At 65.1% G+C, this 13,058-nt stretch carries 9 protein-coding genes; 3 read left to right on the forward strand and 6 right to left on the reverse strand.

What is annotated here, in order from left to right; translation table 11 throughout:
* Positions 1 to 41: 41 nt before the first annotated feature.
* Positions 42 to 1,622 carry an NAD(+) synthase gene (gene nadE / locus BLU67_RS01685; protein ID WP_092561377.1) on the reverse strand — a complete coding sequence of 527 codons (1,581 nt, stop codon included), beginning with the start codon at positions 1,620 to 1,622 and terminating at the stop codon, positions 42 to 44.
* Positions 1,623 to 1,711: 89 nt separating this feature from the next.
* Between nadE and BLU67_RS01690 the strand changes: the two genes are divergently transcribed.
* Complete coding sequence (locus BLU67_RS01690) at positions 1,712 to 3,043, forward strand: glutamine synthetase family protein (protein ID WP_092561379.1); 1,332 nt, start codon at positions 1,712 to 1,714, stop codon at positions 3,041 to 3,043.
* A 2-nt stretch (positions 3,044 to 3,045) separates the two neighbouring features.
* Positions 3,046 to 5,934: a bifunctional [glutamine synthetase] adenylyltransferase/[glutamine synthetase]-adenylyl-L-tyrosine phosphorylase gene (locus tag BLU67_RS01695; protein ID WP_092561381.1), complete on the forward strand. Its 2,889-nt coding sequence runs from the start codon at positions 3,046 to 3,048 to the stop codon at positions 5,932 to 5,934.
* Here BLU67_RS01695 and glnA read toward each other — a convergent pair.
* The 4 genes from glnA to lipB all read right to left on the reverse strand — a co-directional run bounded on the left by glnA (position 5,931) and on the right by lipB (position 9,852).
* Complete coding sequence (gene glnA, locus BLU67_RS01700; RefSeq protein ID WP_092561599.1) at positions 5,931 to 7,355, reverse strand: type I glutamate--ammonia ligase; 1,425 nt, start codon at positions 7,353 to 7,355, stop codon at positions 5,931 to 5,933. The genes BLU67_RS01695 and glnA overlap by 4 nt on opposite strands.
* Before the next feature lie 105 nt (positions 7,356 to 7,460).
* Positions 7,461 to 8,153: a DUF4191 domain-containing protein gene (locus tag BLU67_RS01705; protein ID WP_092561383.1), complete on the reverse strand. Its 693-nt coding sequence runs from the start codon at positions 8,151 to 8,153 to the stop codon at positions 7,461 to 7,463.
* Positions 8,154 to 8,161: 8 nt separating this feature from the next.
* A complete protein-coding gene (gene lipA, locus BLU67_RS01710) occupies positions 8,162 to 9,196 on the reverse strand; it encodes a lipoyl synthase (protein WP_092561385.1) in 1,035 nt (344 codons plus the stop codon).
* Positions 9,193 to 9,852, reverse strand: coding sequence for a lipoyl(octanoyl) transferase LipB (lipB, locus tag BLU67_RS01715; protein ID WP_261976993.1), 660 nt, complete (start codon positions 9,850 to 9,852; stop codon positions 9,193 to 9,195). The genes lipA and lipB overlap by 4 nt, the downstream gene beginning before the upstream one ends.
* 93 nt (positions 9,853 to 9,945) lie before the next feature.
* Between lipB and BLU67_RS01720 the strand changes: the two genes are divergently transcribed.
* Positions 9,946 to 11,241: a protein kinase domain-containing protein gene (locus BLU67_RS01720; RefSeq protein WP_092561389.1), complete on the forward strand. Its 1,296-nt coding sequence runs from the start codon at positions 9,946 to 9,948 to the stop codon at positions 11,239 to 11,241.
* A 50-nt stretch (positions 11,242 to 11,291) separates the two neighbouring features.
* Here BLU67_RS01720 and sucB read toward each other — a convergent pair whose 3' ends face one another.
* Positions 11,292 to 13,055, reverse strand: coding sequence for a 2-oxoglutarate dehydrogenase, E2 component, dihydrolipoamide succinyltransferase (gene sucB / locus BLU67_RS01725; protein ID WP_092561390.1), 1,764 nt, complete (start codon positions 13,053 to 13,055; stop codon positions 11,292 to 11,294).
* Positions 13,056 to 13,058: the final 3 nt, after the last annotated feature.

Consider the following 13,058-nt stretch of genomic DNA (forward strand, 5'->3'; position numbering starts at 1 on the left):
CGGGGGAGTGGCGGGGGCGGGGCGGTGAATCGGGTCGGGGGTCACGAGGTGCTCCTCATCGCAAAGCGGTTGACGACCGGGTAGGTGCGGTCAACACCAAAGGTTACCGTGGAGACCTTGGGGCCGATAGCCATCTGGCCGCGCTTCCACTCGGCGCCCTTGATCAGGGAGATGACGCGTTCGATCGTCTCCAGTTCGAAGCCGTCAGCGACCAGGGCGTCGACGCTAGCGTCCTCATCGATCAGCGCCGAGACGATGGCGTCCAGGATGGGGTAATCGGGCAGTGAATCGGTATCTTGCTGGCCGGGGCGCAGCTCCGCCGACGGCGGCTTGGTGATCGAGTTTTCCGGAATCGGCTCCACCTCGCCACGTTCGGCGGCCGCCTGGTTCCGCCAGCGCGAGATCTCCCAGACAAGCGTCTTTGGGACGTCGCGCAGCGGGGCGAAACCTCCCACCGAATCGCCGTAGATCGTCGAGTAACCGACAGCCACTTCGGTGCGGTTACCCGTTGCGAGGACGAGTGCGCCCTCGGAGTTGGAAATCGCCATGAGGATCATGCCTCGGATACGGGCTTGCAGGTTTTCTTCCGCGACTCCGTCCAGGTCCATTTTTGCCTCAAAGGCGTCAAACATGGGCCCGATCGGCTGGACTCGGTAGTCGAGACCGAGGCGCTCGGCCGTGTCGTCGGCATCCGAGCGGGAGTGGTCTGTGGAGTAGCGCGAGGGCATGGAGACGCCGATGATGTTCTCCCCGCCGATGGCGTCGGCCGCGATCGCGGCAACGAGGGCGGAGTCGATGCCGCCCGAAAGCCCGAGGGCGACGGTAGAAAAACCGTTCTTGCCTACGTAGTCGCGCAGTCCCGTCGTTACGGCCGTATAGACGCGCTCGGGCAACTCGAGCGCCTCGTGACTCTCGCCGCGATTAACGACGTGGGCGTCTTCGAACAGCTCGACAATCAGGAGGCCCTCGGCGAAGTCTGCCGCGCGCGCGATGAGCGAGCCGGAGCGAGACAGGACACACGAGCCGCCGTCGTAGACAAGCGAGTCGTTACCGCCGACGAGATTGGCGTAGCACACGGGCACGTCGTTGATTCGCTGGTAGGTACCAAGCAAGGCCATACGGGTGCGTTCATGCTCGACATCGAAGACCCCGTTATCGACGACGATCGTGGCAATCGCGCCGGCTTCCGCGGCGCTCAGGTCGAAGCCCGGATCGATCTCCAACAACTCCGTTTGGCGCAGGGCGATCGTGCCGATCTCGGTGCCGAGGATGCCGTCGATTTCGTCGTAGGAGGCTAGCTCCATCACCTCGCCCTCGGTTAACTCCACCCACGAACCCGCGAGCGTGCCTGAGGAGGAGAGGGCGGGCTCGTGCAGGATGATCGAGATTTCGGGCAGTCGGGCCGCGAGCTGTTCGACCGCCGCGCCGAGCTGCTGGGAGAAATCAAAGCGCGAGAGGAGGTCACCCAGGTTGGGACCGGACAGGGTGCCGGTCGGGCAGACCAGGAATTGGGCCCCGGAGGACAGGGCCTGATTGGCAGCGTGGGCGATGGCGTCGGCGTTGGCCGAAAGATCGCCGGTGGTCGGATTGAGTTGCGCGAGCGCGATCCGGATGGAGTTCATAGTCCCAGCATGCCATCACCGGCTTCGGGCCGACTAGGCGTGAGAAACTAAGAGTCATCAGCATCTGAATCAATCGCGAGGAGCCCGACGTGGACCGGCAACAGGAATTCGTGCTGCGCAGCGTGCAGGACGAGGAGATCCGCTTCATCCAGCTGTGGTTCACCGATGTGCTCGGTGTCTTGAAATCCGTGACGATTGCACCGGCAGAACTGGAGAGCGCCTTCGCCGAGGGCGTCGGGTTCGACGGCTCGGCCGTCGAGGGCCTCGCGCGGGTTTTCGAGGCCGACATGATCGCGCGCCCCGATGCCCAGACCTTCCAGGTGCTTGCCGGGCCCGAGACCGGGCTAGCGCGAATGTTCTGCGACATTGTGACGCCCGACGGATCGCCGGCCCGCGGCGATTCCCGCCAGGTGCTGCGGCGGATGGTGGCGCGGGCGCTCGATGCCGGCCTGACGTTCTACACCCATCCCGAGGTCGAGTTCTATCTCTTTGACGAAGCCGCCTACCGCGAGGGCAGGCTCGTTCCCGTCGACCACGCCGGGTATTTCGAGCACACGATCACGCGGCTCGGCACCGACGTGCGGCGCGAAGTGGTCTCTCGCCTGGAGGCGATGGGGATCCTCGTGGAATACGCCCATCACGAAGGTGGCCCGGGCCAGCACGAGATAGACCTTCGCTACGCCGATGCGCTGACGACGGCCGATAACCTCATGACCTTCCAAACGATCGTGAAGGAGGTTGCGGCCGAAAATGGCGTGATCGCGACCTTCATGCCGAAACCGATGATCGATGCCCCGGGCTCGGGCATGCACACTCACCTCTCGCTCTTTGAGGCCGACCGCAATGCGTTTTTTGATCCGGCCGGCGAGTACCAGCTGTCGCTTACCGGGCGGCGCTTCATTGCCGGGTTGCTGCGGCATGCACCGGAGATCACCGCGCTGACCTGCCAGCACGTCAATTCATACAAGCGGCTCTGGGGCGGCGGCGAGGCCCCAAGCTACATCTGCTGGGGGCACAATAACCGCTCGGCGCTCGTGCGGGTGCCGCTCGCCAAACCCGATAAAGCGCAGTCGGCGCGCGTCGAATACCGGGCGCTAGACCCGTCGGCCAACCCCTATCTCGCTTTTGCGGCACTCCTTGCCGCGGGCCTGGCCGGAATCGAGGGCGAGTACGACCTCGAGGAAGGCGCCGAAGACGACGTGTGGCGGTTGTCGGATGCCGAGCGGCGCGCGCTCGGGATCGACGCGCTGCCCGCCTCGCTCCATCGCGCCGTCGAGCATCTCGAGGCCTCCGAGCTCATGGCCAGTACGTTGGGGGAGGACGCCTTCGACTTCGTCATCCGCAATAAACACCAGGAATGGCAGGACTACCGGGCGCAGATTACGCCCTTCGAGCTTGATCGTTTCCTGCCGGGTTCCTAGCCGTGAGTGAGCGCGCGCCCTACCTGGCGTCCTTTGCGGCGCGAGCCCGGCTCAGCGATCCCGCGCGCGCCGAGCGCCTCGCGGCCGCATTGGGCCGAGCACTGGGCCGAACCGATCGGGCCTTCGACGACGATCTCGCCGAGGACCTTGCCCACGCGGCAGATCCGGACGGTGCGCTCGTCGAGCTCGTCCAGCTGGCCGAGGCCCATCCGGAACAGCTCGGCGCACTGTGGCGGGAGCCGGGGCCGCGGGCCCTGCTCGCCGCCCTCCTTGGCGCCTCCCGGGCCATGAGCGCGATCACGCTGCGCCACCCGGACGTGCTTGCCACGCTCGCGGCCCCCTCGCTGACCGCGGCCGTCGACCTCGGCGAGCCGGGCAATGCCACCGAGCTTCGCGCGGCCTACTACCGGCGCCTGTTCGAGATCGCGGCGGCCGATATTGCCGCGGGAACGCCGGATGCGATGCCGGATGTGGCGCGCGCGATGAGTGAGCTCGTCACGGCTACGCTGCGCGCCGCGCTCGAGTTAGCGCGCGCGAAGCACCCGGAGGCCGATTGCGTTCCCGTCGCGATCATCGCCATGGGAAAGCTTGGCGGCGGCGAACTCAACTACATCTCCGACGTCGACCTCATCCCCATCACCGACACCGACGAGGCGGGCCTCGCCCTCGCGACAACGCTCGTGCGCCACACCTTCGAGATCTGCACGGCGCCCGACGGGCCCGAGCCGCCGCTGTGGCCGATAGATACTGCGTTGCGGCCCGAGGGCAAGGACGGGCCGCTGGTCAAAACCCTCGCCGCTCACCGCGCCTACTACACCCGGTGGGCGCACACCTGGGAGTTTCAGGCGCTGCTCAAAGCGCGCCCAATCGCCGGCGATCCCGAGCTCATGGAACGCTACGAGCGCGAGATTTGGCCGCTCGCCTTCGGCGCCGTCGAACGTGACGGCTTCGTCGCCGACACGCAAGCCATGCGGCGCCGCGTGCAGGCCTCGATCTCCCCGCGCGACAAGGACCGCCACATCAAGCTCGGCCCCGGGGGATTGCGCGATGTCGAGTTCACGGTCCAGCTGTTGCAACTCGTGCACGGGCGTACCGACGAGACGCTGCGAGTGCGCTCCACGATCGACGCGATCGCCGCACTCGCGGCCGGGGGCTACATCGGACGCGAGGCGGCCGCCGAACTCACCGCGTGCTACACCTTCGAGCGCACCCTAGAACACCGCATCCAACTCCACCGGCTGCGCCGCAGCCACACGCTGCCAACCGCGCCCGCCGACCAAGTGCGCCTCTCGCGCCTGCTCGGCGTCAGCGATATCGCCGAGCAGTGGGAGGCGGTTCGTCGCCGCGTGCGAACCCTGCACGAGGCGATCTTCTATCGCCCGCTGCTACCCGCGACGGCGCAGCTATCGGCCGATGACCTCTCGCTCAGCCCGGCCGCCGCGCGCGAGCGCCTCATCGGCATCGGCTACCGCGATCCGGCAGCCGCCCAACGCCACATCGAGGCGCTGACGAGCGGAATTTCGCGCCGCGCGGCAATCCAACGCCAACTCCTGCCCGTCCTGCTCTCGTGGTTTGCCGCCGGTCCCGATCCCGACGGCGGCCTGCTCGCCTTCCGCCGGCTGTCCGACGAGCTCGGGACCACCCACTGGTACCTCGGGTTGCTGCGCGATGAGTCCGACGTCGCCCTCACCCTCGCGCACCTGCTCAGCCGGTCACGCTATATCGGGGAGCACATCGTCGCCGTGCCGACCGCCGTCACCTGGCTCGCTGAGGCGGAGCGACGCGCCGCGCGCACGCGCGAGGAACTCGCCGCGGAAGCCGAGGCGATTTTTGCCCGGCACGAGGATGCGGCTACGCGCGCGCTGCTGCTGCGGCGCATGCGCCAGCGCGAACTGCTGCGCGCGGCGATGAGCGACGTCATCGAGGGGATTTCCACGACGCGCCAGGAGGCGATCACCGACGTCGCCGACGTCATCGTCGACTACGCGATGCGCGCCGCGCGCGACGATTTTGCTGGCGTGCACGGCCGGCAGGTGGGCGGAAGCCTCGCGATTATCGCCATGGGACGCATGGGCGGGCGCGAGATGAGCTACTCCTCCGACGCCGACACCGTCGTGATCTACGAGGACATGACCGCCGCCGATGCCACGTGGCTCGTGACCCGGTGGCGCTCGCTGCTTGCTGATCCCGCCGAAGCCCCGCCACTAGCCGTCGACCTGGCGCTGCGTCCCGAGGGCAAATCCGGGGCCCTCACCCGCAGCGCAGACTCCTACCTCGACTACCTAGCGGGGCGCTGTGAGGCGTGGGAACGTCACGCACTCATCCGCGCCCGCATCCTCGCCGCGCCGCCAGCTCTCGAAGAGCGCCTGCGTGCGGGCATCGATGCCGCACGCTACCGGGTAGGCGGCCCGAGCCCGGCCGATCTCCGCCAGATCCGACGCCTAAAAGCGCGGATGGAAACCGAACGCCTGCCGCGCGGTGTCGCCCCGGCGCGGCACGTCAAGCTCGGGCCGGGCGGCCTTGCCGATGTCGAATGGGCGATCCAGCTCATCCAGCTGCGCTATGGCGCCGACGAGCCGGCATTGCGCACCACGAGCACGAAGGCTGCGATCGCTGCCGCGAGCGAGCTCGGCTACCTCAGCACCGAGGAGGCCGAGCGCCTGCTGGCGGCCTGGCGGATGGCGAGCCACATCCGCGCCGGCGCCACCCTGGCGCTGCGGCGCAGCGGCGATGCGATCGACGTCATCCCCGCGGATGCCCACGAGCGCTCGCTGATCGGCGGCCTCGTCGGCCCCGAGGTCACCGAACGCGACGAGTTCGACGAGCAGTGGGCCCGCCGCGCCCGCCGCGCCCGCGCGGTCGCGGAGCCCGCCATGTACGGCGAGGGCTAGATCGAGAAGTACAGCTCGAACTCGTGCGGGTGCGGACGCTGGCGCAGCGGCTCAATCTCGTGGGTGCGCTTGTAATCGAGCCACGTGGCGATGAGGTCGTCGGTAAAGACATCGCCCTCGGTCAGGTAGTCGTGATCGCGCTCGAGTTCGATCAGCGCCTGGTCGAGCGTGTAGGGCAGCTGCGCGATCTGGCTGTGCTCCTCGGGCGCGAGCTCGTAGAGGTCCTTGTCGATGGGCTCGGCAGGCTCGATCCGATTGCGAATGCCGTCCAGGCCCGCCATGAGCTGGGCGGCGAAGGCGAGGTAGGGGTTCGCGCTCGGATCCGGCACCCGGTATTCCACGCGCTTGGCCTTCGGGGAGGTGCCCGTGATCGGAATGCGAATGCAAGCCGAACGGTTACGCGCAGAGTAGACGAGGTTGACCGGTGCCTCGAAGCCCGGCACGAGGCGGTGGTAGGAATTGGCCGACGGGTTGGTGAAGGCGAGCAGGCTCGGTGCGTGCTCGAGTAGGCCGCCGATGAACCACCGGGCCGTATCCGACAGGTTTGCGTAGCCCGATTCGTCGTAGAACAGCGGGGCGCCATCCTTCCACAGCGACAGGTGGCAGTGCATCCCGCTGCCGTTATCGCCGAAGATCGGTTTCGGCATGAACGTCGCCGTCTTGCCGGCCGCCCACGCCGCGTTTTTGATGACGTACTTGAACTTCATCATGTTGTCGCCCGCGGCGGTCAGCGTGTCGAAGGTGTAGTTGATTTCCTGCTGGCCGGCGGTGCCCACCTCGTGGTGGCTGCGCTCGACGTTGAGCCCGACGGCATACATCTGCCGCACCATTTCATCGCGCAGGTCGCAGAAGTGGTCGGAGGGCGAGACGGGGAAGTAACCACCCTTATACGGCGTCTTATAGCCGCGGTTGCCACCGTCTTCGACGCGACCGGTATTCCACGCCGCGGCCTCCGAATCGATGTGGTAGTACCCGCCGGCGGCAGACGTCGCGAAGCGAATATCGTCGAAGACATAAAACTCGGCTTCGGCCCCGACGTAGACGGTATCGGCGATACCGGTCGAGCGCAGGTACGCCTCGGATTTCGCCGCGACATTGCGCGGGTCGCGCGAATAGGGCTCATCGGTAAACGGGTCGACGATGAAGAAATTGACGACGAGCGTCTTCGCCGGGCGGAACGGGTCGATAAACGCGCTCGTCACGTCCGGCACGAGCTTCATGTCCGACTCGTGGATCGCCTGAAAGCCCCGGATCGATGAGCCATCAAACATGAGCCCCTCGGTAAAGAGGTCCTCGGTGAAGGCCTGCACCGGTATGTTGAAGTGCTGCATGATTCCCGGCAGGTCGCAAAAGCGAACGTCGATGAACTGCACGCCTTCGGTTTTTGTGAACTCGATGGCTTCGGCGGCGGTGGTAAACATGGCGGCCTTTCTGTTGGCGGAGCCGGGCACTACTGATCGTAGCGAGCAAGGGGGCAGGCAAGAAACAAGCGCGCATAATGTGGTCATGCGCGCTTGGGGTAGCTCTTATCGGCCTCGCATACCGCGACGGTCCGGGCGAGCCTTATACGGGTCGATGCCCTTGGGGATCGGCAGCTTCATCGCGCCGAGCGAGCTCAGACGCTTCACGACGGCAGCGACTTCCTGCTTGGTGAGCTTCTTGGGCAGCTTACGCATCGCGGATTCGAGCTTGCCAAGCTTGACCTGGCCCTCGCCGTTGCCGACATACAGCTTGTGAATATCGACGTTGGGCAGGATACGACGCAGCTTGCGTTCCTCATCGCCGACAATGCGCTTCGTGCGGCTGACAGGTCCCTCGATCACGAGGACGACGCCGGGGCGTCCGACGGCACGAAAGACCATGTCTTGCGTCCGCGGGTTCATCCCGACCGGCTCCTGCTCCATGTTCCAGCCCTTGATCTGCTGCATCACCGCAGCGGAGGCGCCGGGCTGGCCCTCGATCTGCATGTAGGACGCCCGCCGCGTGTACATCGACAGCAGGATCATCATGGCGAGCAGAGCGAGCAGCAGCCCCAAGAAGGGGATGTAGAGCCAGTGACCAGAGGCGATACCCCAGGCGAGCGCGCCACCAAAGATCACGACGAACAGGCCGATGAGTGCCCATTTCATCCACGGGAAGGACGCCTGAGTTACGCGGTAGGCGTCCGCGATGTTGTGATACCAGCGCCGCTTCGCGGGTGCAGTTGATTGGCTAGACATGATGTCTGTTAGCTTACCGGCTCTTTGGCGGCCCGCTCACGCATCCGCTGCGCGACGGCCGAAGCTTCTTGATGAGCCGTCACCGGCTGGGACAGGTGCGCGAGAGCATCCGGGATGTGACGGACATGCTTGGCCATCGCCTGACCCCACATGCGGCCCGCACGATAGGACGAGCGGACGAGCGGGCCAGCCATGATGCCGGCAAAGCCAAGCTCGTAGCCGAGCTCCGAAAGCTCGACGAACTCCTCGGGCTTCACCCAGCGCTCAATGGGGTGATGCAACCGCGATGGCCGCAGGTACTGCGTGATCGTCAGCAGGTCGCACTTGGCCTCGCGAAGGTCCCGCATGGCCTCTTCGATCTCCTCGCGCGTCTCGCCCATACCAAGGATGAGGTTCGACTTCGTGATGAGCCCGGCATCGGAAGCATCGGAGATGAGCTGCAGGGAGCGCTCGTAGCGGAAGGCCGGCCGGATGCGCTTAAAGATCCGTGGCACGGTTTCTAGGTTGTGGCCAAGGACCTGGGGAGAAGAAGAAAAGACCTCGGCGAGTGCGTCGGCCTGGCCGCGAAAATCGGGGATCAGCAGCTCGACGCCGGTGCCGGGGGATGCGGCGTGAATCTGCCGTGTCGTTTCGGCATAGAGCCAGGCAGCGCCATCGGGCAGGTCATCGCGGGCGACGCCCGTGACCGTGGCGTACTTCAAGCCCAGGTGCGTGACAGACTCGGCAACGCGGCGGGGCTCGTCACGATCATAGGTACCCGGGCGACCACTATCGATCTGGCAGAAATCGCAGCGTCGCGTGCACGTCTCGCCGCCGATGAGGAAGGTCGCCTCGCGATCCTCCCAGCACTCGAAGATATTGGGGCATCCGGCCTCTTCACACACGGTGTGCAGGGAAGCGCCGCGAACCAGGGACTTCACGTCCCGATACTGCTCACCCATGTAGGCCGTCGTCCGGATCCATTCGGGTTTCCGCTCGATCGGAACCTCGGCGTTTTTTGCTTCGACCCGCAGCAGGCGGCGGCCTTCGGGAGCGATCGTCATACGACTTCCTTAATCAGGGGATCAGCGGATAGGGGAGAAAGGCGGGCGGTGAGGTGGGTGGCCAACTGTGCGGCGACCTCAGGCAGCGAAGCGGGCGGGAATGAACCTGGGAGCTCGTGATTCATCGTCGTAACACCGGCATCGGAGATTCCGCATGGGACGATCGCGCGATAGGGCTCCAGGGAATTGGCGACGTTCAGGGCAATACCGTGCAACGTGACTCCGCGCGCAACGCGCACCCCGATGGCGCAAATCTTGCGCTCCGGTTCGTGCAGCCACACCCCGGATCGGCCCGCAACCCGGTCGCCCGTGATGCCCACATCTGCGAGCGTGTCGAGGACGGCCGCTTCCAGGGCCCGGACATAGGCGACGACATCCAGAGGAGTGGTGAGTCGGATGATGGGGTAGGCGACGATCTGCCCGGGACCGTGCCAGGTGATGCGGCCGCCCCGGTCGATGTCAATGACGTCGAGGGTGGGATCAACCCGATCCCATGGCGCGGTGCGCCGACCTGCCGTGTAGACGCTGTCGAGTTCGCACAGGACGAGTGCGGGCTCGCCGCGTCCGGCAACGAGGTCTGCATGGAGGTTTCGTTGGATCGTATCGACGTCACCGTAGCTTCGGCGCCCGGTGGTCAAGAGATCTACAACGCGCACGACCTCGATCCTAACTGACGCGATCGCTTGCGCCCAAAATGTCCGATTGTGGATAACTCTAGAAGGGCCTTGTTTCATGCCTAGCGTAGGCACATGGAGATCAGCGGATACCAGGTCCTGACCCAGCTGTCAGCCGGCGACGTCTTTGAAGGGCGAACGCCAGCGGGCACTGCCTGTGTTCTCGCGTTTGTTGCCGTTCCGAGCGCCGAAGAAGCCCGCGCATTTCAGCGTCGTCTGGGCAACCTTCGAACAATGCACCACGCTCACATCGTCACGGTGATCGATGTTGTCGTCGTCGATGATGAACGGGTCATGGTGGCCTACAAGGCTCTTAGCGGAACGACCCTCGCCACTATTCTTGCCGCTCGCGGCGAGTTATCGGGACCGGAGATCGCGCACATCTGGGATGGCGTTGGTTCTGCCGTGGCAGCGCTGCACGAGAGAGGAATCATTCACGGCGATGTGAGTAGTGAAAACGTCATGATCACCGCCGATGGACAAGCGATCCTCATCGACGTGTGCGCTCCAATGTCAACCGAAGTCGGTACCGAGGGCTTTGTTGCGCCGGAGCGAATGGCCGGTGGGCCCGCCTCAATCGCGGGGGATGTCTACTCCGTTGCTGCGCTCATACGCGCGTTGTCACCGGTCAACTGTCTCACTGCGCTGCTGAACGACGCGCTGCACCACGATCCGACAGCGCGCCCGAGCTGTCGAGACCTCGTGGCTCGCCACGTCGAGTTGGCACGCCCCGAGCCCGTGAGCATGCCAAGCGATGCCTCTCTCGCCGCGGCACGGATTCGACGCCGGTTGCCCGCAACCGAAATCAAGCCGCGATGTCGCGCGCGGGCCCGACGCTCGCGCAGCGTCGTCCCGAAAGTGACCGCGATCCTCGCAGCAGGGTGCGTCATCTTGGGTGGTTGGTTTGGCGGTCGGGCGCTCATGAGCGAGGCTGCCGAAGGAAGGATTTCGCATGTTGATGTGACTCTGGCGCCTGCGACCCAGCCCGCGCTGCCCACCAAGGTTGAGGTGGTCGATCCGATCAGCAGGCTCGAGGCTTTGCTCAAGCTGCGAGACGAGGCGTTGATGTCGGGCGATCAGCAATTGCTCGAGCGGGTCTATACACCCGAGGCACCAGCGTTCCTTACCGATCGACAGACCTTACGGGAATGGGCCAAGTCAAAGGTTCGTATTGCTGGTCTTGAGACCGACTTCCGCGAGGGCCTCGAGGTAAATAACGGGATTGAAGGGCTGGTCAGCGCTAGCGCGCACAGCCGCCTCGAGGACGGTAAGGCAGCGCAGGTGCCCGCGTCGGAGGCTGTGTGCATGCGATTCACGATCGAGGCGGACAGAATCTCACTGATCGAAGCGTGTGAACGCGCCGAATCATAGCAATCGGGCCCGGAACTCGAATGGAGTTCCGGGCCCGATGAAGCGGTCTGTTACAGGCCGACCTCGGCGGCAAAGTCGCCCTCTTCGAGGCGAGCCTTCACGGCCATGAGGTAGCGAGCTGCATCGGCGCCGTCGACCAGACGGTGGTCGTAGGACAGCGCGAGGTAGACCATCGAGCGGATACCGATCGACTCGTTACCGTCGGCGTCCTTGACAACCATCGGTCGCTTCACTATTGTTCCAACGCCGAGGATCGCGACCTCGGGCTGGTTGATGATCGGGGTGTCAAACAGCGCACCGCCAGAACCAGTGTTGGTGATCGTGAAGGTGCCGCCGGAGAGCTCATCCGGGGTGACCTTCGAGTCACGCGTACGGGCCGCCAGATCGTTAATGGACTTAGCGATCCCAGAAATCGTGAGATCGCCGGCGCCCTTGATCACGGGCACGAGCAAGCCGCGCTCGGTGTCCACGGCAATACCGATGTTCTCGGTGTCGCGGTATTCGACCTGGTCGTCCTTGATCGTGGCGTTGATCTTCGGGTGGGCCTTCAGCGCTTCGGTGGCGGCCTTAACGAAGAACGGCAGGAAGGTCAGCTTGGTGCCTTCGGTTGCCGCGAACTTGTCCTTGGCCGCGCCACGCAGCGCAGCAACGCGCGTGACATCGACCTCGACGACCGTCGTGAGCTGAGCGGAGGTCTGCAGCGACTCCACCATGCGGGTGGCAATGACCTTGCGCAGGCGCGACATCTTCTCCGTCGTGCCGCGCAGCGGGCTCGGCTCGACCGGAGCAGCCTTCTTCGCAGCCGGAGCTGCCTTAGCTGCGTCCGCAGCTTCAGCCTTGGCAGCTTCCGCCTTGCGAGCGGCTTCCAGGACGTCTTCCTTGCGGATACGGCCACCGACGCCGGTGCCAACGACCTGCGAGAGGTCGACATCCTTGTCCTTGGCGAGCTTGCGCACGATCGGGGTGACGTAGACCTGGTCGGACTTCACCGAGCGCGACGGAGCGGAGCGGACCTCGGCCGGATCATCATCATCCGAGGGCTCGGCCTTGGCGTCAGTGTCAGCCTTCGGCTGCTCCTCTGCCTTCTCCGCCTCGTCCTGATCCGGTGCTTCTTCGGCAGGCTTCTCGTCCTTGGGCTCGTCAGCCGTGGGTTCTTCGGCCGGCTCATCATCGGCATCGCCGGAATCCGAACCATCACCGATCAAACAGAGGTCAGCGCCAACATCGACGGTCTCGTCTTCCTGGACGAGGATCTTGTTCAGCGTTCCTGCAACGGGGGACGGAACTTCAGTGTCGACCTTGTCGGTCGATACCTCGAGCAGCGGCTCGTCGACCTCGACGCTGTCACCTTCGGCCTTCAACCAGCGCGTGACTGTGCCTTCGGTGACGGATTCACCGAGTGCCGGCATCTTGACAGCCTCGCCCCCCGAACCACCGCTGGACTTCTTAGGTTCGTCCTTCGGCTCTTCGTCCTTAGGCTCTTCCTTGGGTTCCTCGTCCTTGGGCTCTTCCTCAGGCTCGTCGTCTTTAGGCTCGTCCTTGGGTTCTTCGTCCTTGGATTCATCGGATGCTCCCGAGCCATCACCAATGCGGCACAACTCTGCACCGACATCGACAGTCTCGTCTTCCTCGACGAGGATCTCTTCTAGCGTTCCCGAAATAGGGGAGGGGACTTCGGTATCGACCTTGTCGGTCGAGACCTCGAGCAGTGGCTCGTCGACCTCGACCTTTTCGCCGACAGCCTTCAACCAGCGTGTGACGGTGCCTTCGGTGACGGATTCACCGAGTGCCGGCATCTTGACGGATTCAGACATGTT

The organism is Bowdeniella nasicola, from assembly GCF_900107735.1.
GTDB lineage: Bacteria > Actinomycetota > Actinomycetes > Actinomycetales > Actinomycetaceae > Bowdeniella > Bowdeniella massiliensis.